This is a genomic window from Lelliottia sp. WB101 (assembly GCF_003051885.1).
Classification (GTDB): domain Bacteria; phylum Pseudomonadota; class Gammaproteobacteria; order Enterobacterales; family Enterobacteriaceae; genus Enterobacter; species Enterobacter nimipressuralis.
In genome coordinates, this window is sequence record NZ_CP028520.1 from 564,001 (window position 1) to 587,391 (window position 23,391).

Here is a 23,391-nt window from a genome sequence, read left to right on the forward strand (position 1 = left end):
ATGGATGCCGCCATCAGGTCGCGCGCCCTACTGTTCTATCAATAAGGCTTCCAGCAAATCCAGATCGTGCAGCAGTTTTTGCAGCGTCTCATTGCTGATCTGGCGCGTAGCACGCAGGTGGTAAAGCTCGGCTCGCTCTGAACGCAGCGCGGCCAGACGGAAGCGGCGCTCCAGATTCTCTTCCTGCATCGAACTTTCTACGTCGTTACGCCCATCGGCGCGGCGGCGCAGGTTACCAATCACCCGCGAACTCACCTCTTTCAGCAGCTGATTATCTATGTTCTCTTCCGCATCGGACGCCAGACGCTCTTCCATCTTCTCAATCGCCACAATCGCCACTTCGGCGGTCGCCGCGCGCGCGATACGCTCCTCTTTATGCTGCTGGGAGTGGTCGGCCACCTCCAGGTGTTGCAGCAGAATCGGCAGCATCACCACGCCGATAAACAGCGAGAACAGGATCACGCCAGCCGCCAGGAACACCAGTTCGTAACGCGCCGGGAAGACGTTGCCATCCGGCAGCAGCAGGGGAATCGAGAGCACACCGGCGAGGGTAATCGCCCCGCGAACGCCCGCAAATGAGGCAATCAGCAGCTCGCGCGTGGTCCAGGAGCCAAACTCCATCGGCTTCTTGTGCAGAAAACGCAGGCTGAATTTTTTCATCGTCCACAGCCAGCCGAAACGCACCAGCATCAGCGCCAGGTAAATCAGCACGATATCGGTAAACAGCATCCAGGTTTCCACGTTCGGATCGGCTTCTGCCGCCACCAGCGAGGACTCCAGAATGCCCGGCAGCTGCAGGCCCAACAGCAGGAACACCATGCCGTTAAAGACAAACTCCAGCATCGCCCAGGTGCTGTTGGCGCGCAGACGCATCGCCAGCGGTGCGCGGCGCATCACACCCGCACGGGTGATGGTCATCCCCGCCGCGACGGCTGCCAGGATGCCCGATACGCCGATATGTTCGGCAATCAGGTAAGAGGCAAACGGCAGCAGGAACAGCAGGACGATCTGCGTGGCGGGTTCGTCACCGCCCCAGCGGCTGAGGAACCCGAGCGAGCGACCGTACAGCCAGCTCACCACAAACCCGGCCAGGATGCCGCCAATCGCCACCTTAAAGAATTCAACGGTCGCGCCACCGATGGTAAAAATCATGGTTCCCATCGCCACTGCGACGGCAAATTTCAGCGCCACCAGGCCGGAGGCGTCGTTCATCAGCGCCTCGCCCTGCAGAATGCCCATGATTTTCTTCGGTATCCGGCCTTCGCCGACGATACCGGACAGGGCCACGGCATCCGTTGGCGACAGGACGGCGGCGAGTGCAAAGGCCGGTATCAGCGGAATGCCCGGTACCATCCAGTAAATCAGGAACCCTATCCCGACAACCGTGACGACAACCAGCGCCAGCGCCAGACCAAATATCTCTCTCCCGTGTTCAAGAAATTCACGCGTCGGCGTTTTCCAGCCGTCGGCAAACAGCAGCGGCGGAATGAACAGCACGAGGAACAGCTCGGGGTCGAACTCAACGTGCAGGCCAAACGTCGGCCACGCCAGCAGCGCACCAATGGCGATTTGCATCAGCGGAAGGGGTAACTGGAAGGGTAGTACGCGGGTAACTACCCCGGAAAGTGAGACCACAAGGGTCATGATGAGTATTGTGAAGAAGATTTCCATGCGTTCCCTGTTTGCGTGTTTCTTATTGTGTATGCCCTAAATAAGTCGAGTTGAAAGAAGGTGGCAGTAAGTGCATCTCCATGAGCTTACTCAAGTAAGTGATGAGGGAGAATGACCGCAGCCAACGCACGTGCAACTAAACGTATGACAGGCATAAGCTGAAGCGTCGTGCTTCTATTCTACCGCTTCCAGAGTAACGCAAAAGACAACGAAATGGGTCTGAAAATGAAAACGGGCGGCCTAAGCCACCCGTTTTAAGGCGTCGGACAGGCTTAAATCGCCCAGCCGCCCGCATAGAATGCCACCAGCGCAATGGCAATCACCACGGTGCCGATGTTCAGCTTGCGCCACTCACCGGAGACCAGACGACCAATCACCAGCGAGGCGAAACCGATCATGATGCCGGTCACGATGTTACAGGTCAGTACGATAAACACGGCGGTAATCAGGCCGGACATCGCATCGACGAAATCCGCGAAATCAATTTTCGCCACGTTGCTCAGCATCAGCAGACCCACGTACATTAGCGCAGGCGCGGTCGCGTAGGCCGGAACCAGATAGGAGAGCGGAGAGAGGAACAGGATCAGCAGGAACAGCACGCCCACGGTGATCGCCGTCAGACCGGTTTTACCACCTGCCGCCGTGCCCGCTGCGGACTCGATGTACACCGCCGCCGGTGCCGCACCGACCAGGCCGGAGAAGACGCTGCTCAGGGAGTCGGTGGTCAGCGCTTTGCCGCCATCGATAATCTGCCCGTCTTTATCCAGCAGGTTCGCTTGCCCCGCGACAGCGCGGATGGTGCCGGTGGCATCAAACACCGCGGTCATCACCAGCGCCAGCACGCTTGGCAGAACAATTGGGTTCAGCGCGCCGACGATATCCAGGCTACCAATCAGGGAGTTACCCTGGTCGTCGCTCAGAGACGGCATGGCGAAAACGCCGGAGAAGTGAACGGTCGGATCAAAAATCAAACCGACAATCGAAACACCGATGATGGTCAGCAGAATACCGCCCGGCACCTTCAGTTTTTCCAGGCCGATAATCACCGCCAGACCAATCAGGGACATAATCACCGGGAAGCTGGCGAAATGGCCCATGGTCACTGGCAGGCCGTCCAGTGGGTTTTTGATTACCAGACCGACGCCGTTCGCCGCAATCAGCAGCAGGAACAGGCCGATACCGATACCGGTGCCGTGCGCCACGCCCTGCGGCAGGTTGCGCAAGATCCAGCTACGAATCCCGGTGGCGGAGATGATGGTGAACAACACACCCATCAGGAATACCGCACCCAGCGCGACCGGCACGCTGATGTGCTGACCCAGCACCAGGCTGAACGCGGTAAAGGCGGTCAGCGAGATCGCACAGCCAATCGCCAGCGGCAGGTTTGCCCACAGACCCATGACGATGGAGCCGACGCCCGCAACCAGACAGGTGGCAACGAAAACGGCCGCCGGTGGGAAGCCCGCTTTACCCAGCATGCCAGGCACCACGATGACGGAGTAAACCATCGCCAGAAACGTCGTCAGACCTGCAACAACTTCCTGACGCACGGTGCTGCCGCGAGCAGAAATTTTAAACAAGGCGTCAAGTGAACCGCCGGTACGCGCTGATGGCGTAGACATAGAAAACATCCCCTGAGAAATTTTTATCATTCGCCTGTCAGCGTGGTGGACAACTCCACTGCCAGCGAAACGTCAAATCCTTGTGCTGCGTTTGCGACGAAAAGGGGCCGTCACAAAAAAAGCAAACGTTTAGCTCCGCGCTGACAAAACGGGTGGTGAATTGAAGGCAAACGATTATCTAGCGTAATCCACGCCCTTTTCAACTGAACTTTATCGTTTTTCGCTAAAATTCCCTTATGACGCTGAAGAAATAACCAGAGGATGCGCAAACGTTATCGTGAATGCGCAATTTGATAACAATCTGTCACCCGCCAGGGATCTCAAAAGGCCCACCCTGCTGAATCGCGCGTTGCCAGGCAGGACGCATTTCCACTCTTTTTTTCCACGCCTGGGTGTGCGGAAGATTGTCGATCCCACCGCGTGCCAGCAGTGCGAAGATCGGATAGGTCATCTGGATATCGGCCATGCTCAGCTGCTCACCGGCAAACCAGGGGTTTTCGCTGAGATGGGATTCGATATAGCGCGCGTGGGTTTCGAGCTGCGGATTGAGCCAGGCTTTTTGCACGCCCCCACCCAGCACTTTGCCAAGCGAGCGCATACCAAACGGAATCGGCGGCTTACCGAGGCTGGCAAACACCAGCTTCATCAGCAGGAGCGGCATCAGGGAACCTTCCGCATAGTGCAGCCAGAAGCGATACTGATTTTTGTCCGCCGCGCCCTCGGGCTTGAGCTGCGACTGGGTGTCATAGGTCTCCTGCAGATATTCCAGAATGGCGCCGGACTCTGCGAGGATCAGGCCGTTATCCTCGATTACCGGCGATTTGCCCAGGGGATGCACTTTTTTGAGCGACGGGGGCGCCATCATCGTCTTTTCACGCTGGTAGCGGACAATCTGATACGGCACAGATAGCTCTTCAAGCGCCCAGATAACGCGCTGGGAGCGGGACTGGTTCAGGTGGTGGAGCGTCAGCATGGTTTTCTCCTGTGATTCATACAAACTAACTATAGAAAATTGCACAACATGGCGAAAAAGTTTTGGCGAGATTCTGACCAAAGCCACTGGCGAACAACCGGGTTTTGCATACAATTAAAGTGTCAACACAAACCGGAACCTCCCCAACGTGCTCGACATGAGGGGTGTTGATGTCGGGGGAAACCCTCCCGTGTACCAACGGGATAGAGAGAAAGACAAAGACCGGGAATAAACTAAAGCGCCTTAGTCTGGCGCTTTAGTTTTTTCTGCGTTGGGTGGCTACTACATTTTAGTCAGCCCACAGGATTGTGCGTTTTTTGTTGGCCGGATATGCATTGCGCCATCCGGCATATAAATCCTGCGAATTCAATCTTCTTCCAGCAGCCGCGCGCCGGTCCCCTGCGCACCCAGCGTATCCCCCGGATTTCGCAGCGGGCAGTCGCTGCGCGACAGACACCCGCAGCCGATACACCCGTCCAGTTCATCGCGCAACGCCACCAGCGTATGAATGCGCCGATCCAGCTCCTCACGCCACTGGGAGGATAGCTGCTTCCACTCTTTCGTACTCAGGGAGTGCCCCTCCGGCAGCACGCCAAACGCATCGCCAATGGTCGCCAGCGGAATGCCGATCCGTTGCGCAATTTTGATAATCGCCACGTAGCGCAACACATCGCGGGTGTAGCGGCGCTGATTGCCCCCGTTGCGGATACTTTTAATTAAGCCTTTGCTTTCATAGAAATGCAGCGCTGAGACCGCCACCCCGCTACGCTTTGCGACTTCCCCCGGCGTCAGCAGCGCCTTAATTCTGGGTAATCTCTTTTCCATAAAACCTCTTTACCTCAAGTTAACTTGAGGAATTATACTCCCCCGCAGAGAAAACGACGAATCAACAGAGAAAGTTGTATCTAAAGAGGGGCAACCTTATGTCGCATCAGCAAATTATTCAGACACTGATTGAATGGATTGATGAACATATCGACCAACCGTTAAATATTGACGCTGTCGCTAAAAAGTCGGGCTATTCGAAGTGGTATCTGCAGCGGATGTTCCGCACCGTCATGCATCAGACTCTGGGGGATTACATCCGTCAGCGTCGGTTACTGCTGGCGGCACAGGCTCTGCGCACGACCAAGCGTCCGATTTTTGATATTGCGATGGATTTGGGATATGTGTCGCAGCAGACGTTCTCCAGGGTGTTTCGTCGCGAATTCGACCGCACGCCGAGCGACTACCGCCACCAGCTGAATTAACTCGTGCGCGGGATCAGCACGCCGACAGGCTGTTGCTGCCAGGTCATAAATTCCTGCGGCGGCATCGCCTTCGCAAAGTGCCAGCCCTGACAATATTGCACGCCGCGCTTGAGGAGCCAGGTCACCTGCTCCGCCGTTTCCACCCCTTCCGCAATGGTTTTCAGCCGCAGACTTTGGGCCATCTCAATGATGTGTTCCGCAATCAGGTGGCTGGTGCTGTTGGTGGTCAGGGTATCGATAAACGACTTATCGATTTTCAGGATATCGACGTTGAGCGAATAGAGGTTATGCAGGTTCGAATACCCGGTGCCAAAATCATCGATCGCCACCTCATAACCCGCCTGGCGAAACGCCTGAATCACCGGCGTGGTTTTCGGCACATCAATAAATCCGCGCTCCGTTACCTCAATTTTAATCTGCTGCGCCCGCACGGAGTAATGCCGCGCTTTATCCGAGATCAGGGCAATCAGGCGCGACGAGTGGAAATCCGACGCCGACAGGTTAATCGAAATATAGAGGTGCGGATTGTTGCCGAGGAAATCACCGAGATCGTTAAACACCTCTTCGACGACATAATCGGTAATGCGCTCAATCATCCCCTCTTTTTCCGCCAGCGGAATAAACTCTGCCGGGCTCATCACCGGGCCATTAAACCCCGGCCAGCGCAGCAGCGCTTCGGCACCGACGCAGCGGTTATTTTTAATATCAATGATCGGCTGATAATGAACGCACAGCTGGCGCTTATTGAGCGCGCGGTGCAATAACCGTCCTGGCGAATTAAATTCACGGTGCGTGCGCGACCAGACCAGCAAAATAATAATGCTGCAAATCATCCCCAGCGGCAGGGTCAATGTGGCCTGGTGGTAAAGAATTTCATAAAAACGGGTATTGGATGTCGAGACGATCGCGGCAATAGGCCGCTTCGCTGAGCTGACGATGGTGTAAAAACGATCGTCTTTTTGAAATGGCGCGCTCACATTTCCGACGAGCGTGTGTAATAAAGAAATATTGGCCCGCGGGCTGACGGAAAAGAAGGCATTGGTCACCGTATCAAATACGCCCCATGCCAGAGAGTGATCCGTCGACATCACTTCACTGTATGAGAGCGGATTGACCACGACGACATAATTCCCGCGCTGCATATAAGTCATTTTATAACCAGCAAAAAAGGGTGTATCGCGGAAATAATAGATAGAGACGTCAGGTTTTCGTTTGTAATTGGCGTCAGGTATCAGATACGGCTTATCGGGAGTCATTACCGTGGAGCAGAGAAACTGCTGGCCTTCGGCATAAATTAAATCGGACACATACAGACGGCCACGCACAACGTTCAACATATATTGCCGATGGGTGGGGGAACAAATCTCGCCCTGATATTTTTCGGCGGCGTCGCGGGCTAAATCAACCTGTTCAATTACCAGTTCAGTTTTATCTAAAGCGAGTTGCGCAAAGGAGCGTAGCTGACTGCTTGTTTCGGTGACGGCTCTTAGCTGGGCAAACCATAGCGCCAGCATCACCGGTAGCAAAACTACCATGATGATCCCGACTACCCTCAGCACCTTGCGCCGTGCGCTACGATTCATTTCCGCCCTATATCCCTGCAATATGTGTGCCTGTAGTAATGAAGGCCGGATGCTTTGATAAACAGGTGATTACGTTGCATGAATCATGCGAAGTTAGCAACTGACTTTTATCATCAGAAACCCAATATTTGGTTATGACGATATTATTTGTCCGTAAGCCAAACTTAAAGAATGCGTGCCGTTTTTATTAAGGAAAATAAATATCAAGACTTAACGGTGAGTTTTAAGATAACACAACAGAGGATCATTGATTAAGCCAAACTCACGACAGCATGAAAAAAGCTCAGCGTGATCATGAATTTTCAGACTTATTGGATACGGCTTACCCCGATATTGATTTATAAATAATCAATGGCAATCACCGTTTTTCCTCTGCCGCTTCGTTTTGCATCATATAAAGCTTTGTCGGCGCGGGTAAGCAGCGACGAGGTATCGCGCTGTCCACGTCCGACCTCCACCACTCCGGCGCTAAAGGTGAGGAGCAGAGATTTATCGCCCACCCACATCGGCCGCTCCAGCAGCGCCGCGCGCAGTTTTGTCGAGAGGGCTATAGCCGCTTCACAGTCCGCCTCTGAGAGTAGAAGTAAAAACTCTTCTCCGCCAACCCGCCCCAGTGCGGAATGTGCAGGGCTTAACTCGCGCAGGCGATCGCAGAAGTGGATCAACGCGGCATCACCCACCTGATGGCCCCACTCGTCGTTGATCTGCTTGAAATAATCCAGGTCAAACATCAGCACGCAGAATGGGCTGTCACGCGTTTGATTGCGCTCAAGAGCGCTCTGCAGCGCCTGTAAAATTGCCGAACGATTCAAGCAGCCAGTCAGGTCATCGGTGGTGGCTTTCAGCGCCAGCTGCTGCTCGGCTTTTTTACGCTCGGTGATATCCAGACCAATATTCAGAATAGAGCCGTCCGGCAGCAGAATGTTCGACCACAGAATGGTGAGTTCTTCCCCGTCTTTACGGATCGGATGCCACTCGTACATGTCTTTCAGAGGCGACACATGGACCGATTCGCGGACCCGCTGCCGCACTTCCGGGTCGGGATAAAAGAGCGCCAGCGGATCGGGATACATATTGATCTCCGCCATCGTCCAGCCAAATATCTTTTCACACTCCATATTCCACAATACGCAGCGATTACGCCGATCAAAAGAGTTCATTAATACCGGCGCGCGTTCAAATAACGTTTTATATTGCGTCACCACCAGCTGCATCTCTTTTGCCGTTCGCTCGCGGGAAATCATATCGGCAAAATAATCTTTTAATTTTTCGACCAGCACGACCACCACATTTTTCAGCGTCGGTAATGCACACAATCGTTGCGAAAAACCCAGGAAGAAATAGCCGTTGCAGCTGCCATCCCGGGAAGAGAGTTTACATAACACGCCGCTTTGTAATTGCACATAACCCGGATGCTGGGCGTTAAAAAGCGAGCGGCCAATATTTTCTTTCCAGTAAATGGCGCGCCACGAGCGGTGATGACGCTTCATCAGCGTGCTGGCAAGAAAATCGGTCACTTCAAAAGAGTGGCAGGTGACATCACCCGCGCAAACCACGCGCGGCAAGCCGCTATCATCATCCACACTCACCCACGCCAGCGCCGAACCCAGCGAGCGGTTGATCGTTTCCAGCATCTCAGTCAGCGAACACTGGGACGTTAACAGCGGCATCAATTTTGCTAAAGCATGCAAAGCCTGCATGCTGTCGTTAACAATTTCGCGGCATGTCTCTTTCATCATGTTTATTCGCAGGTCGTTGAAACATAGAAAACAGGCGCAACGAATAACTCAGGATTCGAATAATCTCATTGAGAGCTTTTATTCCAGGCAACGCATAAATATGTGAAAAATTGCATGTGTGTGTGAATAATAAGTGACACCAGAGAATAAAAAGCAATGAATTCAGTAACCTGAATTATTAATTGTGTATATTTTATTGTCCGTTCAAGCATAAGCCATAGGTCAAATACTGTAAATATTGTACAGACCCCTCCTGGCTGTAGAGACTTTTGTATCTCAATGAATTCGTTATAAAGACGTACATGAAATCACGATTAGTCTGCAAAGATATATTTTGCGTCCCCCTTCTTTTCCTGAGAAGGGTTAAAAAGCGCACATTTTTGCCGCAACGAGACTGGCGAATAAAAGAACAAATGTGATATAGTTCACACATATTCTGTAACGCGAAACACTGTTTCATTGTTGTTCACACGCTTTCCGAGGATCTGGTTTTATGGCGACCATTACCACCAGCATGGTTTTACTGCGCTGGCCGTTGTTGAGTGCGGTTTTGATGTTTTTAGCCAGCACGCTGAACATTCAATTTCGTAAATCTGACCTTGCGGGGCTGGCGGTGATTAGCACCTTACTGGGCGTAGGCGCTGCATGCTGGTTCGCGACGGGATTACTGGGTATCACCATGGTGGACGTGGCGACGATCTGGGGCAACATGAAAGAGGTGATGATCGAAGCGATGAGCCATACCCCGCCTGACTGGCCGATGGTCATTACCTGATCGCTGCGTGTTTAGTCCTCACATCCCGGCCCTCTCACACAGAGAGAGGGTCAGGATAACAGGCACAAGCCGTTAGAAAATGCCCTTCTGCCGTACCTTCTTCATCTTCTCCGTCGGCGCATCCACCTGACTCAAATCCAGCTCTTCTTTGCCACTCGCCGCGCGCTCAGGTTCCGCCGCCGTTTTCCCGGCCATTCGTAACTGCTGTAACGCCAGCTTCTGCTGCTCCAGCAGCGGCTTCAGAGCTGCGACTTCGTTACGAATCATCTGCAACTGCGCCAGTTGCTCTGCGGAACTATCCACCGCTTTTTCCGGCACAGACTCCTGCGGCGTCAATTCCCCCAGCAGCTGCGCGAGCGTTAGCGTTTCGCGCCCCAGCGATTCCGCCACATGGTGGCACAGGGACGGGTCCATCAGGTGCAGCTGCAGGCCCGCCAGGTAGACGTCGCGGTGGAACGCGCGGATCTCCATATTCGTGTCGTCAATGCTGGCAGACTTGTCCATGGACTGATGCCACTTTTGCAGCTGCTGCATCGCGCGCAGATCCGCGCGCGACTGGTCTGGCGTCAGGTGCAGGGACAGATTGACGCGGCGAATCTGTCCCTTACGCATCGTCACCCACCTCGGCCATTAACGGCTCCTCGACCGTCTGCACACCGGCGTCAGAGTGGTACAGGCAGATTTCGCGCGACAGGGCGCTCTGCGGATTTTCAATGCTCACCACGCGATCGCCGAGGGTCGCGTAGACGTCGCGAATCGCCCCTTCGATCAGGTGCGCACCGCCGCCGACCAGGTAAACGCGGTTCGGGTTTTTGGCGAATTTTTTCGCTTCGTAAGCGACCTGATCGCCCAGCTCCTGAATTTTAATCTCAATCTTTTCGAGAATGTCGTCGATGCGCGATTCGTCGTTAATCACGCTTTTTACAAAGTTAAGATCGTGGCGGCGCTTGATCAGCTCATTCGCCACCAGATAGCTGGAGTCGCTGTCGGCAGCGGCCAGCAGTTTGCGCGTCGCGTCCGTCACCATCGCCACGCCGATTTCGTTGTTGCCGTAGATGGCCGACACATCGTCAAATTCGCCAATCACCACGCCCATATCCAGGGTGGTGCCGCCGCAGTCGATCACCAGCGATTTGGTAAATTCATTAACGTTCGAGTTGAGCAGGTGAGACAGCGCTGCAGGCAGGCTCTCCGGCATCACCTGCACATCCACGATGCGGAACAGCTCGCCTTTGTTCAGGGTGATATCGCGCATCAAATTCTGGCGCTTCGCTTCGATGCGCTCTTCGTTACGCTGACAGTCGTCCGGCTTGTAGAACTGGGTGATCGGTAAGGTCACAATCACCTCTACGTCGCACGGCGTTACCCCGGTCTGTAGCAGGGCGTGATGCACCGCCAGCAGGTTTAAATCGTCGTACTGATAGTCGATATGGGTAGTGGAGAGCGCCTTATCGGACGTGGCATCGTAGGTGTATTTGGTGGTGCCGATGGTGTAGTTGTGCACCGCCTGGCCGCGCAGCAGCGCCGCGCTCTTCCAGTCTTTGCGGAAGGAGTTCGGCGAGACCACGGTCTTCAGGGTGCCGTTTTCAATCCAGCTGATTTTGACGTTAGTGGAACCGTCGTCGATGGCGAATTTTTTGCAAGTCTGGGTCATGGAAAATGTCTCAATCGTTCTGAAAAAGGGGGCCGCGTCAGAGCACAGCCTCGTCAGTTAAAATGCGGCGGGCACCGAGATAGTGGTCCTGCCAGAAGTTATCGGAAAGCTGGCTGATGCGAATATTCAGGCCGGTGCGCGGGGCTTCGATAAATTTGCCGTCCCCGAGGTAGACGCCGACGTGATCCGCGCCGGGGCGCTGGTTGATGTTGAAGAACACCAGATCGCCGCGTCGCAATTTGTCCTGTTTTATCTGGCGCAGCGTGCGGTCCTGATACATACCGTTGGCGGTGCGCGGCAGATTGCGGCTCAGCACCGGCGTGAACGCGTAGAACACCAGGCCGCTGCAATCAAAGCCCTGCTCCGGCGTCTGGCCGCCCCAGACGTAGGGTTTGCCAATCTGCTCTTGCAGCAAATGAATCACTTTTTTCAGCGACGCCTGCAGGCGCGGGCTCATCTTCTCGCCGGGGAGCGGCTCCCAGATCATGTCCGTAGAGAGTTTTCCGGGCTGCCAGCGTTTATGCATCGCCAGCTGTTCGCGGTTTTGTACGCGCTCAAGGCGTTTTGCCTCGCTCAGCTTGCGCTTTTGCTCCGGCGTCACCGGCACCACGGCGATGCGGGTGCGGGCTTTTTTCAGCAGCGCCGCGCGATTGCGCATCCGCGTTTTGGCGGCGGCCTCTTCTTCGGAGACCGTCTCACGACGCGGCGCGGCGTCGGCATGAACAGTCCCGGCCACCATCAGCGCGGCAGCCAGCGCCATACAGCGCAGGATCGGGAAAGGGATAAAGGTCAACATCACTCAATCGTCTATTGTTTCTGCGAGAGTTTATCAATGATCGGCTTGATCACTTTCTCGCCGTGCTGACCAAAGAACTGGTATAGCGACTCGCTCGCCGAGTGGGTCAGCACCATAATTTCAATGCGGCGGTTCGAGGAACTGAGCGGATTTTCCGGGTCGAGCAGCATCTGATCGGCCATTCCACTCACCTGCAAAATTTTCCCTGGCGCTAACCCGGCTCTGGTCAGGACTTTACGCGCCTGCATGGCGCGCTCGCCGGACAGATTCCAGTTGTTGTAGAGATCCTGATCGCGGAAACGGGTAGCATCCGTGTGGCCGGTGATAATGATTTTGTTGTCGATCTTGTTGAGCGCCGGGGAGAACTCCGTCAGCAGACGGGTGAAGAACGGCGTCAGGATCGCGCTGCTGCGCTGGAACATCTCGCGCTTCTGATCGTCGGTGATCAGGATCCGCAGCCCCTGCGGAACGATCTCCATTTTCAGGTTCGACTGGGCATCATAGGCCGAGGTGATCTTCATGATGATCCGCGCCAGATCTTCGATCTCCCTTTGAGAACGCTTATTCACGTCCTCCAGACTTTCGCCTTTCAATCCAGCCTGAATAGTCATCGGTTTTTCTGCGGATGATTTTTTCGCTTCGCGATCGCGTTTTTCCGTGACCGCAATTTTACCGCCGCTGCCGTGCGGCTGGGTGATTGGCGTCAGGGAGTTGCCCTCAAAAATCGACTCGCCGTTGAGCTGAGAGACGATCTCTTTGCGCTCCTCTTCCGTCACCGAGCCCATGATCCATAGCACCATAAACAGCGCCATCATCGCGAGGGTAAAGTCGGCGAAGGCCACCTTCCACGCCCCGCCATGAAAGGTGTCGTGGCTTTTGCGCGAGGAGCGTTTGATGATAGTGGTATGTTCTTTTCCGCGTGTGCCGCGCATCAGGATTCACCCGTCATCTGGTTCACCCAGCCGTCGAGCGTGGCGAAGGTCGGTTTCGAATCGAGCGGCAGCATTTTACGTCCGGCATCCACCGCCAGCAGCGTCGGCTTGCCCGCCACGTGATTCACCAGCACGGTACGCACGCACTCGATCACCGCGAGCTGTTTTTTGGTGTTCTGCTCCATGGCATTCGCCACCGGGTCCATCAGGCAGTAGCAGAAGAAGACGCCGAGGAAGGTCCCGACCAGCGCCGCCGCCACTTTCACGCCGATCACCGCAATGGAGCCGTCGATGGATTGCATGGTGATAATGATCCCCAGTACCGCCGCACAGATACCGAAGCCCGGCATCGCTTCTGCGGTACGTTGCAGCGAGCGGGACGGCTGCAGCAGGTTCTCTTCCATCGCCACCAGCTCTTGCTCCAGAATCCCTTCCAGCTCATGCTCGTTGATCTTGCCCATCGCCATCAGGCGGAAGTTGTCAGAGATAAAGGTGATCAGCGCTTTGTTCTGCAGGATCAGCGGATATTTCTGGAACAGCGGGCTGCTTTCCGGCACTTCGATGTGTGCATCCAGCACCTTCAGACCACCGTCCTGCACCAGCTCCAGCAGTTCAAACAGCAGCATCAGCAGCTGGCGTTGATACTCATCCGTGTACTCGTTTTTGCGCATAATGCCGCGAAACTGACGATACATTTCCGCCAGAACCGGACGCGGATTCGCGAGCACCATCGCCCCCAGACCGGCCCCTAAAATGATGATGATTTCACCGGGCTGCCAGAACGAGGCGAGACGGCCGCCGGACATCAGAAACCCGCCGACAACGCAGGCAAAAATAATGAAAATACCGAGAAACTTTTGCATATACCTTTCACTTCTGGAAAAAACACTGGATCTTTTGAGCGATCTTTTTATTAAGCTGGCAGACGCGCGCCTCGGTCAGATCGAGAACCAGCGCGATTTCTTTCAGACTCATTTCCTGCTGGTAATAGAGCGTCAGAATCAGTTGTTCACGCTCATCAAGGCTCGCCAGCGCAGCCTTTAACGTGCCGCTGGTGACCATTTCGTCCTCCAGCGAGCGGGTGTTGAGGGTGCCGTGCAGCGCATCCTCACCTAATAATTCATCGAGACTTTCCAGCGTTCTGGCGCAATCCAGCAGTAAATACTCGTGGTATTCGTCAGCGGTGATGGAGAGGTGCTCGCTGAGATCCTCAAACGTCGGCGTGCGCCCCAGCTTGCGCGTGATATCGCGGATCGCATCGTTGATCTTGTGGCTCTTCTGTCGAAGCCGACGCGGACGCCAGTCCAGCTCGCGCAGCTCATCCAGCACCGCGCCACGCACGCGCGCAGCCGCGTAAGCGCCAAACTGCTCATCGGGGTGGCCGTAGCGACGCAGGGAGGTCAACAGACCCATCAGGGCGATCTGCTCCATGTCCTCTTTGTCCATTACGCTGCTGGTTTGCCAGGAGAGCTGCTTCACCACCCGGTGCACAAGCGGTAAGTACGCGTTGATGTACTTCGCTTCGTCAGCTGGGGTCAGCGCGTCATCCGCAATAAAATCCATCATGTCAGTCGACTACCGTTTCTTACTGGAAAACCATTTTGCTGATGATGACGTCTTTAAACGGCATACGCGTATTGAGGCTCTCAAAGCGTGCCGTGTAGGCATTCATCAGCTTATCGCGCAGGGCTTCCACGCTCATTTCACGCACCGCGTCGTAGTCCATCGCCGAGAGGGCATTGACCGTCGCGCCGCGAATGGCCGGAGACATCTCCTCCGCGCGGCTGGTGTCGGCGGCGGAATCAGTGGTCAGGGCCAGTTCCAGCAGCAGATAGCGCTCGGAATCGCCGGGGCTTTTTAAGGTCACGACCACGTTTTTGATTTCGACAAACTCCACCACGCTCTCTTTCGACGAGCTGAAGAAATCAGAAATGATGGAGCGTTTATGCTCGTCCTGGCTGAGCAAATGCGTGCCCATGACGGTCAGTACGGCGGCAAAAGTGGCTGCTATCAGGGCAATCACCAGCCCTAAAGAAAAAGTCTTCAAAGTCATAAGTTAAACCGTAAGTAATACTGAATCGTCTGTACCGTCAGTGGAGTGTGCGTCCTCTGCGGCTATCTCTGCCCCTGCTTCAGGCCTGTCTGCCTGGGATGGCAGTTGCTGTCCGCGTCCTTGCTGCTGTCCGGACTGGGTAGATACCTGCACGTTCACCTGGACAACGTTTTGCTCTGTCAGGCTCTGGCGCAGTTCATTGCTGATCTGCTGGAGCGCGCGCGCCGTCTCGCTGTTGCTGGCGCTGATGTGCACCTGCATTCGACCATTTTCGATCTGCAGCGAGATATCCACTTTGCCCATCTCTGGCGGATCGAGACGGATGGTGGCGTGCTGCACCTGGTTTTTGACCTGGATCTGCAGCCGATCGTTAAGCGCGCTGTGCAACTGCTGCGCCCATTTGGTTTCGTCTGCGTCCAGTTTGACCGGCGGCAAATGCACGGTTTGCTTCTCCATCGCCGTCGAGAATGTCTGCCCGCTGGCGACCGGTTGCCCTGCGGCAGGCAGCACGTCAGCCAGGGTTTTCACCACCTCGGCGGCGAGCGGTTTGGTATGCTCGACTGCCTGCGCCTGCGCCACAGGTAATGGTGCGGGCAAAGGCGTCGGTTGTGACGCGTGGGCCTGCGGCATAAGCCCCGCCGACAGCGTCTGCATTTTTAGCGCTTCGCCACTTTGCGGTGCGGCCGGGGCGGCATTCAGCGTTTTGACCGGCATCTGGCTTGCCATCAGCAAGGTGTCCAGCAGCGCCTGCGGTGGCGTTAGCGTATCCGGCGCCGGTTGTGCGCGGTCGGCGGTGTCCGTCGTCACGTCGTCGTCTTCGTCATCCGTCTTAAGCCCCGCCAGCACCATGGTGGTGTCGCGCGTTTTCTCACCGCCCAACAGGTTATTGATGATATTGAGCAGCGCGTCGTTGAACGCCGCAGGCGCGGGCTCGCCGACAGGCGTACCCGGCAGCATCGCCGACGCTGTCTCCGTCGCGGGCAGCGCCGGGGCAATGGCTCCCGGCTCCGGGGTGGCAGGCGTTAACGTCAGTGGCGTGAGCAGCAGATTCATCAGCCTCTCTCTCCCACATCGGCAAACTGCGCGTAGGCGCTTGCGCCTTCACGGTTGCGACGCGCGCGGGCCATCTGCTGCGCCAGCTCATCGCTTTGCTGCTGGCTATACTGGCTCACCTGCTGATGCACCGTGCGCAGTGCCGTCAGCGCCTCACGTTTTTCCGCTGTCAGCGTCTGCCCTTGCAGGGAGATCAACAGCCCGGCGATCTGCGCGTCGACCTCCTGCATTTTCGGCCAGTCGTGCTGACTGGCCGCCTGCTCCAGGGAACGCGCCAGAAAACGCATAACCTGTAGATCATCCATTCTGCTGCCCCATTTTTTCCCAGCCGTCCTGCAGGTTGCGGAGGATCACTTCCACCTCTTCAACGTGCTCAACGGAGAGCTTATGGCTGGCGTCATACAGACGATAAACGCAGTAGTCGTAGAGGTTCGCCAGGCTCAGCGCCAGCTCGCCCCCTTTGTCGAAATCCAGCGAGCTGGTCAGCGCATTCAGAATGTCGATGCATTTGTTAATGCTCTGGACTTTACGGTCATAGCGACGCGCCGCGATGTGGCTTTTTGCCCGCACCAGTTCATCCATCAGGCCGTTAAACAGCATCAAAACCAGTTGATGCGGATTCGCTGCCGCCGCCTGAATTGCTAAGTCGGACTGCTGGTAATGGCCGAAGCCCTGCTGTTCGTTCCCGTACATAAAAGCTCTGTTTTCCTTACTCTAAACCAAACATACTCTTGGTGTTTTCCATCTGGGCCATGGCCTGCTGCAACTGAGTAAATTGCTTCAGATAGCGGTTATACGAGGAGTCATAACGCGAATTCATGGCTTCGGTTTTGGTGTCGATATCGCTCTGCTGGCGGTCGAGCACTTCCTGGCGACCTTTCAGCAGGCCGGTGGTCGAATTGAGGTAACGGTCGAGGGATTTATCCACCGCCGCGATCAGCCCGTCTTTGCCGTTGAACAGGCCCGTCAGCGCCTGCGGATCGGCGGTCAGCGCGGCGTCGAGCTTTTTGCTGTCGATCTCCAGCTTGCCGTCTTTATCCGCTGTGATGCCGAAATCGGACATCCGCTTGCCGCCAAACTGGGTGCGCAGCACGTCGTTCAGCTCGCGATCGAGGGAGGCCATCGTGGCATCGCCCGCAAACGCGCCGCGCTCTTCACCGTCGCCGCTGCCGCTTTTGGTCAGCTTTTGCAGCGTGTCCTGCAGGGTGTTGTATGAGGTAATGAAGGTCTGCAGCTGCTCTTTGGTGGCCGCTGTATCTGTGCCGATGGTGATGGTCAGCGGCTTGTCGGCTTCGGTCTTCGACGTCAGTTCGATGGTCACGCCGTCGATGAGCTTATCCAGCGTGTTGCTGCTGTTGGAAAATTCCATTTCGCCCATGCGGAATTTGGCGTCTTGCGCTTTCGAGATCTCTTTGGCGTTAGCCGAGTCAAAACCTGCCGTTCCGCCGACGGTTACCTTATTGGCTGCGCCGCTTTCGTCGCTGCTCAGCATCAGCGTCACTTTGCCGTCGGTGCGGATCAGCGAAGCGGTGACGCCGGGGTTATTTTCATCGCCATTAATGGCTTTGGTGAGATCGCTCAGACTGTTGATACTGTCCATATCAACGTTGATGGTTTTCGCATCCGCCCCTTCGCCGAGGGTGATCTCCATCATGCCGGTGGCATCTTTGATGGCATCATCCGTCAGATCGCCGAAACCGATCTGATGGGCAGACGCCAGCTGATCGACTTCGATGTTGTATGTGCCCTTCTGCGCCGAGGAGTTGGCCGTAACGGTCGCAATCCCTTCGCGGTTGACGGTGGCGCTGTTTTGCAACATCCCGTCATTGGTGCTGTTCAGCCCTTTAATGGCGCTGCGAAAATCGGTTAATGCGGTGCGAAGCGCGTCCAGCGCTTTTTTCTGCGACGTCATCGTGGCTGTTTTGGTCTTCAGCTGATTCTGGATCGACATAATGTCGTAGGACGCCAGCGACTGCGCCAGCGTCGTCGGATCTATGCTGCTGAAATCTGCCATAGTAGTTGTCTCCATTCGCACCTGTTGCTAAACCATGCTCAGTTAATGCAACCATCGTGCCAGTTTTTAAATTTAGTTAATTCAGTTAGTTACGATTTACCGGGAAGGCAACTTTCCCCGAATGGGAAAAGACAGGAAGGGGAAAGGCCGCAAACAAAAACACCGCCTTACAGCGGTGTTTTCATCGAACGGATTGGGATTAGCCCAGCAGGGACATCACCATTCCGGACATGCTGTTGGACTGCTTCAGCATGGACATGCTGGTTTGGGCCAGCATCTGGTTACGGGTCATGCTGGAGGCTTCAGACGCGAAGTCAGCATCACGGATGTTACCCAGCGCCAGGTCGGTGTTGTCTTTCATGTTCGCCAGGTTAGCCGCGGTGTGGCCCAGACGGTTGATGTTTGCACCCAGTTTAGAACGCAGGGTACCTACTTCAGAGATGGCATTTTCAACGTTAGAGATCATCGCCTGTGCGCCAGAAACAGTGGTCAGCGTCGCGCCAGAGCCAGTAAGAGCACCCATACCGCCGGAACCGGTCACATTATCCAGCTCAGTTTTCACGTCAACTTTCAGGTTTTCACCCTCTGAAGCACCAATCTGGAAGTTCATCTCTTTGCTGAATTTGCCAGTGGTACCGAACAGGTTTTCGCCTGCGTATTTGGTGTTGTCCATAATGTTGGTCAGTTCAGCGTTCAGTTCGTCCATTTCAGACTGCAGCGCAGCGCGATCTTCAGTACCGTTCGTGTCGTTCGCTGCCTGTGTTGCGAGGTCTTTCATGCGGTACATGATGTTGCTCACTTCATCAAAAGCACCTTCTGCGGTCTGCAGCAGCGCAGTCGCGTCAGAGATGTTGCGCTGTGCAACAGCCATACCATTGCTCTGACCCTGCAGGCGGGTTGCGATTTGCAGGCCAGCTGCATCGTCCGCTGCGGAGTTGATACGTTTACCGGTACCCAGACGTTCCATTGCAGTAGACAGCATGCTGTTGGATTTATTCAGTGCGTTAGTAGAAGCCATGGAAGACGCGTTAGTGAAAATAGAAAGTGCCATGTTAGTAATCTCCTTGTGAACCTGTCTGTCAGGCTCTTCTCTCTGGTACTCAAGTAAAACGACACACTGAAAGGGAGAATTAAATCGGCGATGAAAAAAAATTAAAAATTACGTCTATAAGAAAAAGCCTGGTCTGAGTAATAACCGCATAAATTGCGAAAGGTAAATTAAAAACCAATGCGACACACTCTATCCTTAACTTAAACGCAACTTAAAAATATTTAATGTATTCATTTATCCAAATGTAACAATATTTTATCGACGGGAAAAAATAAAACACCAAATTCACATAAAAGAACAATCTATTAATATAAAATACATCCACAGATCACTATTAACGTTTAACGATTCTCATTAATGGTTGTTTAGAGAATTAACTTAATAATTTGTTGCACATCACAGTTTTATCGCGTAAAAATGTGTCAAGGAAGAGAAACTTCCTAATCTCATACTGGAAAAGGCGGAAAATGACCGGCAAGCACATGCCGTTCCGCAGAGCGAAATCCCTGTTTACGTCGTAAAACCGCTCGTTTTTGCATAATCTCCGCAGGCACGCGGCAATTCTCAAATGAATTTTAAACGGAATTAATGATTAATTTACATTAAGCATTGCGCGACTTTTTCGCTCGGTGCGGAGATGAATAATTGATTCAGGAGTGGCTTTTTGTCACCTGTCGCCATGAGAAAAAAATATTCCACCGTTAATAACTGGTTAGTTGATCTACCCTCCGGGTCTCTCATAAGCATGGTCACGGGCGAAAGAAAACGCCTGGGGGAATATCAATTAAAACTATTAGATGTACTTCTTGAAAATGCAGGAAAAATTCTCACTCGCGAAGAATTGACGACGCTGGTCTGGGAGCGTCGGGTTATTGGTAATAATAGTCTGCCCAATGCCATCCATGCTTTACGCTCCGCTTTAGAAGACGACGGCAAACAACAAAAAATTATCAAAACAATCCCCAAAAAGGGGTATTTGCTTGAGCAGGCATGGTGCCGTTTCGTTGAGAAAGAGAGTGAAGAGATTGATCTGCCGGACACGGAGATCGATGGCTTTGTGTTGCCCACGCTCAGCCCAACCGTTGAGCACAACGCTGCCGACGAGCCGGACATCGTTTCTGAACCCGTTAAGGTAATTGAAACGCCCTCCATTGAGATCGCGGTTCCCGCTGAACGCCCCGTTATTGTACCGGCCAAATCCCGGTTTCAGCATCCGCTCATCACCCTGGCGGCCCTGCTGGTCACCGTCATGATTGGCGCGATCTTTGGCTGGCACTATGCCGGTAATCAGGGGCCAAAAATCGTCGCTGCAGAGCAGGAAGTCGCGGTTTACAGCAACATTCATATTTACGAGCTGTCCGAGTCCAACCGCCTGGAGATGAGCAAAGAAGATTTTTACAGCAAAATCAAAGACACGCTGTATACCATTAACCAGCAGATCAAAACCCAGTCCATGACCATGACGGTCTATTACCAGAGTATCGATCAAACGCTGAACTACACCTTTGCGTTGAATAGCCGCTGCGACAAAAAACAGCTGGTGATGGCCATCTATCACTGGCGCATCGACCCAACCCAACTGAACAACCTGATACTGCGTGAGACGAGGAGAAAAATCAGTGAGATGGAAACCTGCGCTTAACTGGAAACTGGCCCTGTCCTGCTTTCTGCTTGTGGCGCTCGCTTTTGCGGGGCTGCGAGTTATGCAAACCGCAAACGTCCCGCAGTCTAACGTCGAGGGTTTTTTACAGCTGGGATTCTACGATTTGATGTCGATGCGAAAAGAGATTTACGATTCGCACATGCAGACGGTGAATGGTTCGATTTTAACGACCATCACCAGCCCGAACGACAACCGTTTCGTGCTGAAAGGAAAGTTCACCGGCATCAACGAACAGAACGGCAGACAGTTTTTCGCCTACACCCCCATCTACTACAGCACCGCGCAAAAAGGGCTGATGATTGATGGTCTGGTGGATATGCTGCTGCACATTGATATCTGGATGCAGCCGCTGTTTGTCGGCAATCAGCAGCTGGTGGTGGGGCAAAGTGGGGCAATATTTTTGTATCCGTTGAAGAAGTAAGCAGGGTGGCAGCCGCCACCCGCTTCACCATTCGCCGTACGGATAGGTTTTGCCTTTGATAAAGTCTTTTATGCTCTGGTCGTATCCATCAGGAATTTCATAAGACATTTCAAGGTTGCTTATCCCCTTACAGCCTTCGAGTTTTCCACCTGAGAGCGTGGATATTTTTAGGGGTTCCACAGGGAGGTTGTCACCACCGCCACTATTTTGAAGCCAGACTCGGACCTTTCCCCCAGGCGCCAGGCCAAACAACATCGTGCTATACCATGCCTTTTCTCCGAACATATCTACCCCTGTCGACAAACTCATTCGCGTCCGCACAGAACCCGGAAATGTGATTCTCGTTTCGTAGGTTTGTTTATCAATAATGGAATCCCAGCAAAACAGCATATTTACAGGGGGATGACGTGCTTTGTTAAACGTTGCAAAACGCATGTACTGCTTATCCCACGAAGAAACGCTTGAGTCATCCTCATCTGTACTATCCAGATTCCTGAATGAATAGAGGATGTTCTTTTCGTCGATAATGCCAACATAATTGACGAAAGCGGGGAGTTCCTTAGGCGTGAAAAAAACAAACCCCCACATCCCATATGGCATTGAACCAGTATCTTCTGGCAATGCGGGTTCGCCAGTATGACAGCCTGATAAAACAAGCAGCATTGTGAGTAAAGACCGTTTTCCATAATTCATTTCTAACTCCGTCCATGTTTAATACGTTACCCGTAGAAATTTCACCACTTACCATAAGGGTAAACTTTCCCATTAATAAATTTTTCAGTCTCTTTGGAATATTCGTAACCTTGCGAATGCTGAGTTATCCCTTTACAACCCTCCAATTTATCGCCAGAAAATGTCGTTATCTTTACGGGTTCTACCGGGCTGCTACCATTTCCGCTGGCAGTGTTCTGGAGCCAAATTTTTACTTTACCCTCAGGAGCTAAACCAAACAGTAAGGTATTAAACCAAGCTTTTTCACCATGATTGTCTATCCCTGTTGATACACTCATCTTCTGCCTGACGGATTCAGGAAAAATCACATATGTTTCGTAAGTCTTTTTATCAATAACAGAGTCCCAACAAAACAGCATTGTAACGGGCGGGTGCCTGATTTTATTGAACTGTGCGTGTCGTCTGACTTTATTATTCCATGTACCTACTGTTGCCCAATTATCCTCAATGCTATCCAGGCTTTTGAATGAGTAAACTATTTTCATGTCATCAATAATGGCAACATAGGTAACATCAGCGGGCAATGCCTTTGGCGTAAAAAACGTGAACTCAATCATCCCATAGGGCATTTCACCTGTTTCTTCAGGTGTTATCATTTGACCGGATTGGCAACCTAATAAAACCAGTACAAAAGCGAGTAAAGACTGTTTTCCATAATTCATTTCTAACTCCGTCCATGTTTGTTCCGTAACTCGCCAGAACCTCACCATTCGCCGTACGGATAGGTTTTGCCTTTGATAAAGTCTTTTATATTTTGGTCGTAGCCATCAGGGATGCTGTAATCGAAATTGGCGAGAGTAATGCCTTTACACCCCTCCAGTTTATCGCCGGAAAGCGTGGTGATTTTTTTTGGTTCTACGGGCAAGTTGTCTCCGCCGCCACTATTTTGTAGCCAGACTCTGACCTTCCCTTCAGGCGCCAGGCCAAACAGGAGGCTGTTATACCATGCTTTTTCCCCTAGCCTGTCTGTCCCTGTAGACTTGTTCATTGTCTCTCGCAACGATGCCTGAAACGTTATTCGTGTCTCGTAGGTTTTTTTATCAATGATTGAATCCCAACAAAAAAGCATCGCAACAGGGGGATGCCGGGCTTTATTAAACTGTGCATGTCTTCCAACCTTATTATTCCATTTATCGACTGTAAGATAGCTATCCTCAGTACTGTCGAGCGTTCTGAAGGAATAAAGGATCTTTTTATCATCAATGATACCGACATAGGTCACTCGAGCGGGAAGTGCTTTAGGAGTGAAAAAAGCAAACTCCCACATTCCATATGGCATTGCACCAGTTTCTTCTGGTCTTGCGGGTTCGCCAGTATGACAGCCTGATAAAACAAGCAGCATTATGAGCAAAGACCGTCTTCCGTAATTCATTTCTAACTCCGTCCATGCTTAAACTGTTACTTGCCTG

Annotated in this window: 25 protein-coding genes and 1 pseudogene; 5 read left to right on the plus strand and 21 right to left on the minus strand. The window is 53.3% G+C overall.

Annotated features, from left to right (window positions below; genetic code table 11):
* Positions 1-27: 27 nt before the first annotated feature.
* From DAI21_RS02635 to soxR, 4 genes are all read right to left on the minus strand, one after another.
* The gene (locus tag DAI21_RS02635; protein ID WP_100777988.1) at positions 28-1,671 is read right to left on the minus strand and encodes a Na+/H+ antiporter; all 1,644 of its coding nucleotides are present in this window, start codon (positions 1,669-1,671) and stop codon (positions 28-30) included.
* A 272-nt stretch (positions 1,672-1,943) separates the two neighbouring features.
* Complete coding sequence (gene ghxP / locus DAI21_RS02645; RefSeq protein WP_102105724.1) at positions 1,944-3,293, minus strand: guanine/hypoxanthine transporter GhxP; 1,350 nt, start codon at positions 3,291-3,293, stop codon at positions 1,944-1,946.
* Between the two features lie 304 nt (positions 3,294-3,597).
* Positions 3,598-4,266 carry a glutathione S-transferase family protein gene (locus DAI21_RS02650; RefSeq protein WP_107702433.1) on the minus strand — a complete coding sequence of 223 codons (669 nt, stop codon included), beginning with the start codon at positions 4,264-4,266 and terminating at the stop codon, positions 3,598-3,600.
* Between the two features lie 366 nt (positions 4,267-4,632).
* On the minus strand, positions 4,633-5,091 hold the full coding sequence (soxR, locus tag DAI21_RS02660) for a redox-sensitive transcriptional activator SoxR (RefSeq protein ID WP_100777991.1): 459 nt from the start codon (positions 5,089-5,091) through the stop codon (positions 4,633-4,635).
* Between the two features lie 98 nt (positions 5,092-5,189).
* Here soxR and soxS point away from each other — a divergent pair, with 98 nt between their 5' ends.
* Positions 5,190-5,516, plus strand: a complete 327-nt coding sequence (gene soxS, locus DAI21_RS02665) for a superoxide response transcriptional regulator SoxS (RefSeq protein WP_100777992.1) — start codon at positions 5,190-5,192, stop codon at positions 5,514-5,516.
* Here the strand turns inward: soxS and DAI21_RS02670 are convergent.
* Both DAI21_RS02670 and DAI21_RS02675 read right to left on the minus strand, forming a co-directional pair.
* Positions 5,513-7,099 carry an EAL domain-containing protein gene (locus DAI21_RS02670; RefSeq protein WP_100777993.1) on the minus strand — a complete coding sequence of 529 codons (1,587 nt, stop codon included), beginning with the start codon at positions 7,097-7,099 and terminating at the stop codon, positions 5,513-5,515. The genes soxS and DAI21_RS02670 overlap by 4 nt on opposite strands.
* A gap of 338 nt (positions 7,100-7,437) precedes the next feature.
* Complete coding sequence (locus DAI21_RS02675) at positions 7,438-8,835, minus strand: sensor domain-containing diguanylate cyclase (RefSeq protein ID WP_100780779.1); 1,398 nt, start codon at positions 8,833-8,835, stop codon at positions 7,438-7,440.
* Between the two features lie 496 nt (positions 8,836-9,331).
* Between DAI21_RS02675 and DAI21_RS02680 the strand changes: the two genes are divergently transcribed.
* Complete coding sequence (locus tag DAI21_RS02680) at positions 9,332-9,613, plus strand: YjcB family protein (protein WP_100777994.1); 282 nt, start codon at positions 9,332-9,334, stop codon at positions 9,611-9,613.
* 72 nt (positions 9,614-9,685) lie between these two features.
* On the opposite strand, the gene DAI21_RS02685 is transcribed toward DAI21_RS02680, so the two are convergent.
* From DAI21_RS02685 to DAI21_RS02740, 12 genes are all read right to left on the minus strand, one after another.
* Positions 9,686-10,225 (minus strand): hypothetical protein, encoded by a 540-nt coding sequence (locus tag DAI21_RS02685; RefSeq protein ID WP_107702434.1) that lies wholly within the window; start codon positions 10,223-10,225, stop codon positions 9,686-9,688.
* Positions 10,218-11,267 (minus strand): plasmid segregation protein ParM domain-containing protein, encoded by a 1,050-nt coding sequence (parM, locus tag DAI21_RS02690; RefSeq protein WP_107702435.1) that lies wholly within the window; start codon positions 11,265-11,267, stop codon positions 10,218-10,220. Before parM ends, DAI21_RS02685 begins: the two co-directional genes overlap by 8 nt.
* Positions 11,268-11,304: 37 nt before the next feature.
* Positions 11,305-12,063, minus strand: coding sequence for a C40 family peptidase (locus DAI21_RS02695; protein ID WP_107702436.1), 759 nt, complete (start codon positions 12,061-12,063; stop codon positions 11,305-11,307).
* Positions 12,064-12,074: 11 nt separating this feature from the next.
* On the minus strand, positions 12,075-12,995 hold the full coding sequence (lafU, locus tag DAI21_RS02700) for a putative lateral flagellar export/assembly protein LafU (RefSeq protein ID WP_102105717.1): 921 nt from the start codon (positions 12,993-12,995) through the stop codon (positions 12,075-12,077).
* Complete coding sequence (gene motA / locus DAI21_RS02705; protein ID WP_100777999.1) at positions 12,995-13,858, minus strand: flagellar motor stator protein MotA; 864 nt, start codon at positions 13,856-13,858, stop codon at positions 12,995-12,997. The genes lafU and motA overlap by 1 nt, the downstream gene beginning before the upstream one ends.
* Before the next feature lie 7 nt (positions 13,859-13,865).
* Positions 13,866-14,558 carry a FliA/WhiG family RNA polymerase sigma factor gene (locus DAI21_RS02710; RefSeq protein ID WP_164971819.1) on the minus strand — a complete coding sequence of 231 codons (693 nt, stop codon included), beginning with the start codon at positions 14,556-14,558 and terminating at the stop codon, positions 13,866-13,868.
* A gap of 22 nt (positions 14,559-14,580) precedes the next feature.
* The gene (gene fliL, locus DAI21_RS02715; RefSeq protein ID WP_100778001.1) at positions 14,581-15,048 is read right to left on the minus strand and encodes a flagellar basal body-associated protein FliL; all 468 of its coding nucleotides are present in this window, start codon (positions 15,046-15,048) and stop codon (positions 14,581-14,583) included.
* A gap of 3 nt (positions 15,049-15,051) precedes the next feature.
* Positions 15,052-16,101, minus strand: a complete 1,050-nt coding sequence (locus tag DAI21_RS02720) for a flagellar hook-length control protein FliK (protein WP_234419511.1) — start codon at positions 16,099-16,101, stop codon at positions 15,052-15,054.
* Positions 16,101-16,406: a hypothetical protein gene (locus DAI21_RS02725; RefSeq protein WP_100778002.1), complete on the minus strand. Its 306-nt coding sequence runs from the start codon at positions 16,404-16,406 to the stop codon at positions 16,101-16,103. Before DAI21_RS02725 ends, DAI21_RS02720 begins: the two co-directional genes overlap by 1 nt.
* On the minus strand, positions 16,399-16,794 hold the full coding sequence (gene fliS, locus DAI21_RS02730) for a flagellar export chaperone FliS (protein ID WP_100778003.1): 396 nt from the start codon (positions 16,792-16,794) through the stop codon (positions 16,399-16,401). Before fliS ends, DAI21_RS02725 begins: the two co-directional genes overlap by 8 nt.
* Positions 16,795-16,810: 16 nt before the next feature.
* The gene (gene fliD, locus DAI21_RS02735; protein ID WP_234419512.1) at positions 16,811-18,130 is read right to left on the minus strand and encodes a flagellar filament capping protein FliD; all 1,320 of its coding nucleotides are present in this window, start codon (positions 18,128-18,130) and stop codon (positions 16,811-16,813) included.
* Positions 18,131-18,314: 184 nt separating this feature from the next.
* Positions 18,315-19,166: a flagellin gene (locus DAI21_RS02740; RefSeq protein ID WP_107702438.1), complete on the minus strand. Its 852-nt coding sequence runs from the start codon at positions 19,164-19,166 to the stop codon at positions 18,315-18,317.
* A gap of 745 nt (positions 19,167-19,911) precedes the next feature.
* Between DAI21_RS02740 and DAI21_RS23160 the strand changes: the two are divergent.
* The 3 genes and pseudogenes from DAI21_RS23160 to DAI21_RS02750 all read left to right on the plus strand — a co-directional run.
* A pseudogene (locus DAI21_RS23160) lies at positions 19,912-20,088 on the plus strand (transcriptional regulator); the annotation flags it as partial.
* Positions 20,089-20,142: 54 nt separating this feature from the next.
* Positions 20,143-20,808, plus strand: coding sequence for a hypothetical protein (locus tag DAI21_RS02745; RefSeq protein ID WP_234419536.1), 666 nt, complete (start codon positions 20,143-20,145; stop codon positions 20,806-20,808).
* The gene (locus DAI21_RS02750) at positions 20,786-21,250 is read left to right on the plus strand and encodes a hypothetical protein (protein ID WP_102105714.1); all 465 of its coding nucleotides are present in this window, start codon (positions 20,786-20,788) and stop codon (positions 21,248-21,250) included. Before DAI21_RS02745 ends, DAI21_RS02750 begins: the two co-directional genes overlap by 23 nt.
* A gap of 24 nt (positions 21,251-21,274) precedes the next feature.
* Here the strand turns inward: DAI21_RS02750 and DAI21_RS02755 are convergent, their stop codons facing one another.
* The 3 genes from DAI21_RS02755 to DAI21_RS02765 are packed head-to-tail and all read right to left on the minus strand — an operon-like array spanning position 21,275 to position 23,354.
* Entirely contained in the window at positions 21,275-21,943 is a 669-nt protein-coding gene (locus DAI21_RS02755) for a DUF2931 family protein (protein WP_107702440.1), read from the minus strand.
* Positions 21,944-21,984: 41 nt separating this feature from the next.
* Positions 21,985-22,644 (minus strand): DUF2931 family protein, encoded by a 660-nt coding sequence (locus tag DAI21_RS02760; RefSeq protein WP_107704211.1) that lies wholly within the window; start codon positions 22,642-22,644, stop codon positions 21,985-21,987.
* A gap of 41 nt (positions 22,645-22,685) precedes the next feature.
* On the minus strand, positions 22,686-23,354 hold the full coding sequence (locus DAI21_RS02765; RefSeq protein WP_107702441.1) for a DUF2931 family protein: 669 nt from the start codon (positions 23,352-23,354) through the stop codon (positions 22,686-22,688).
* Positions 23,355-23,391 lie beyond the last annotated feature (37 nt).

Bases quoted from the DNA above. Each gene is read 5' to 3' on its own strand.
- lafU (WP_102105717.1), bottom strand. From the start codon at position 12,995: ATGCGCGGCACACGCGGAAAAGAACATACCACTATCATCAAACGCTCC.
- DAI21_RS02670 (WP_100777993.1), bottom strand. From the start codon at position 7,099: ATGAATCGTAGCGCACGGCGCAAGGTGCTGAGGGTAGTCGGGATCATC.
- DAI21_RS02755 (WP_107702440.1), bottom strand. From the start codon at position 21,943: ATGAATTATGGAAAACGGTCTTTACTCACAATGCTGCTTGTTTTATCA.
- DAI21_RS02675 (WP_100780779.1), bottom strand. From the start codon at position 8,835: ATGAAAGAGACATGCCGCGAAATTGTTAACGACAGCATGCAGGCTTTG.
- DAI21_RS02710 (WP_164971819.1), bottom strand. From the start codon at position 14,558: ATGGATTTTATTGCGGATGACGCGCTGACCCCAGCTGACGAAGCGAAG.
- DAI21_RS02720 (WP_234419511.1), bottom strand. From the start codon at position 16,101: ATGAATCTGCTGCTCACGCCACTGACGTTAACGCCTGCCACCCCGGAG.
- DAI21_RS02650 (WP_107702433.1), bottom strand. From the start codon at position 4,266: ATGCTGACGCTCCACCACCTGAACCAGTCCCGCTCCCAGCGCGTTATC.
- soxR (WP_100777991.1), bottom strand. From the start codon at position 5,091: ATGGAAAAGAGATTACCCAGAATTAAGGCGCTGCTGACGCCGGGGGAA.
- motA (WP_100777999.1), bottom strand. From the start codon at position 13,858: ATGCAAAAGTTTCTCGGTATTTTCATTATTTTTGCCTGCGTTGTCGGC.
- fliL (WP_100778001.1), bottom strand. From the start codon at position 15,048: ATGACTTTGAAGACTTTTTCTTTAGGGCTGGTGATTGCCCTGATAGCA.
- DAI21_RS02765 (WP_107702441.1), bottom strand. From the start codon at position 23,354: ATGAATTACGGAAGACGGTCTTTGCTCATAATGCTGCTTGTTTTATCA.
- DAI21_RS02680 (WP_100777994.1), top strand. From the start codon at position 9,332: ATGGCGACCATTACCACCAGCATGGTTTTACTGCGCTGGCCGTTGTTG.
- DAI21_RS02725 (WP_100778002.1), bottom strand. From the start codon at position 16,406: ATGGATGATCTACAGGTTATGCGTTTTCTGGCGCGTTCCCTGGAGCAG.
- DAI21_RS02635 (WP_100777988.1), bottom strand. From the start codon at position 1,671: ATGGAAATCTTCTTCACAATACTCATCATGACCCTTGTGGTCTCACTT.
- DAI21_RS02685 (WP_107702434.1), bottom strand. From the start codon at position 10,225: ATGCGTAAGGGACAGATTCGCCGCGTCAATCTGTCCCTGCACCTGACG.
- fliD (WP_234419512.1), bottom strand. From the start codon at position 18,130: ATGGAGACAACTACTATGGCAGATTTCAGCAGCATAGATCCGACGACG.
- soxS (WP_100777992.1), top strand. From the start codon at position 5,190: ATGTCGCATCAGCAAATTATTCAGACACTGATTGAATGGATTGATGAA.
- DAI21_RS02695 (WP_107702436.1), bottom strand. From the start codon at position 12,063: ATGTTGACCTTTATCCCTTTCCCGATCCTGCGCTGTATGGCGCTGGCT.
- ghxP (WP_102105724.1), bottom strand. From the start codon at position 3,293: ATGTCTACGCCATCAGCGCGTACCGGCGGTTCACTTGACGCCTTGTTT.
- DAI21_RS02740 (WP_107702438.1), bottom strand. From the start codon at position 19,166: ATGGCACTTTCTATTTTCACTAACGCGTCTTCCATGGCTTCTACTAAC.
- fliS (WP_100778003.1), bottom strand. From the start codon at position 16,794: ATGTACGGGAACGAACAGCAGGGCTTCGGCCATTACCAGCAGTCCGAC.
- DAI21_RS02760 (WP_107704211.1), bottom strand. From the start codon at position 22,644: ATGAATTATGGAAAACAGTCTTTACTCGCTTTTGTACTGGTTTTATTA.
- parM (WP_107702435.1), bottom strand. From the start codon at position 11,267: ATGACCCAGACTTGCAAAAAATTCGCCATCGACGACGGTTCCACTAAC.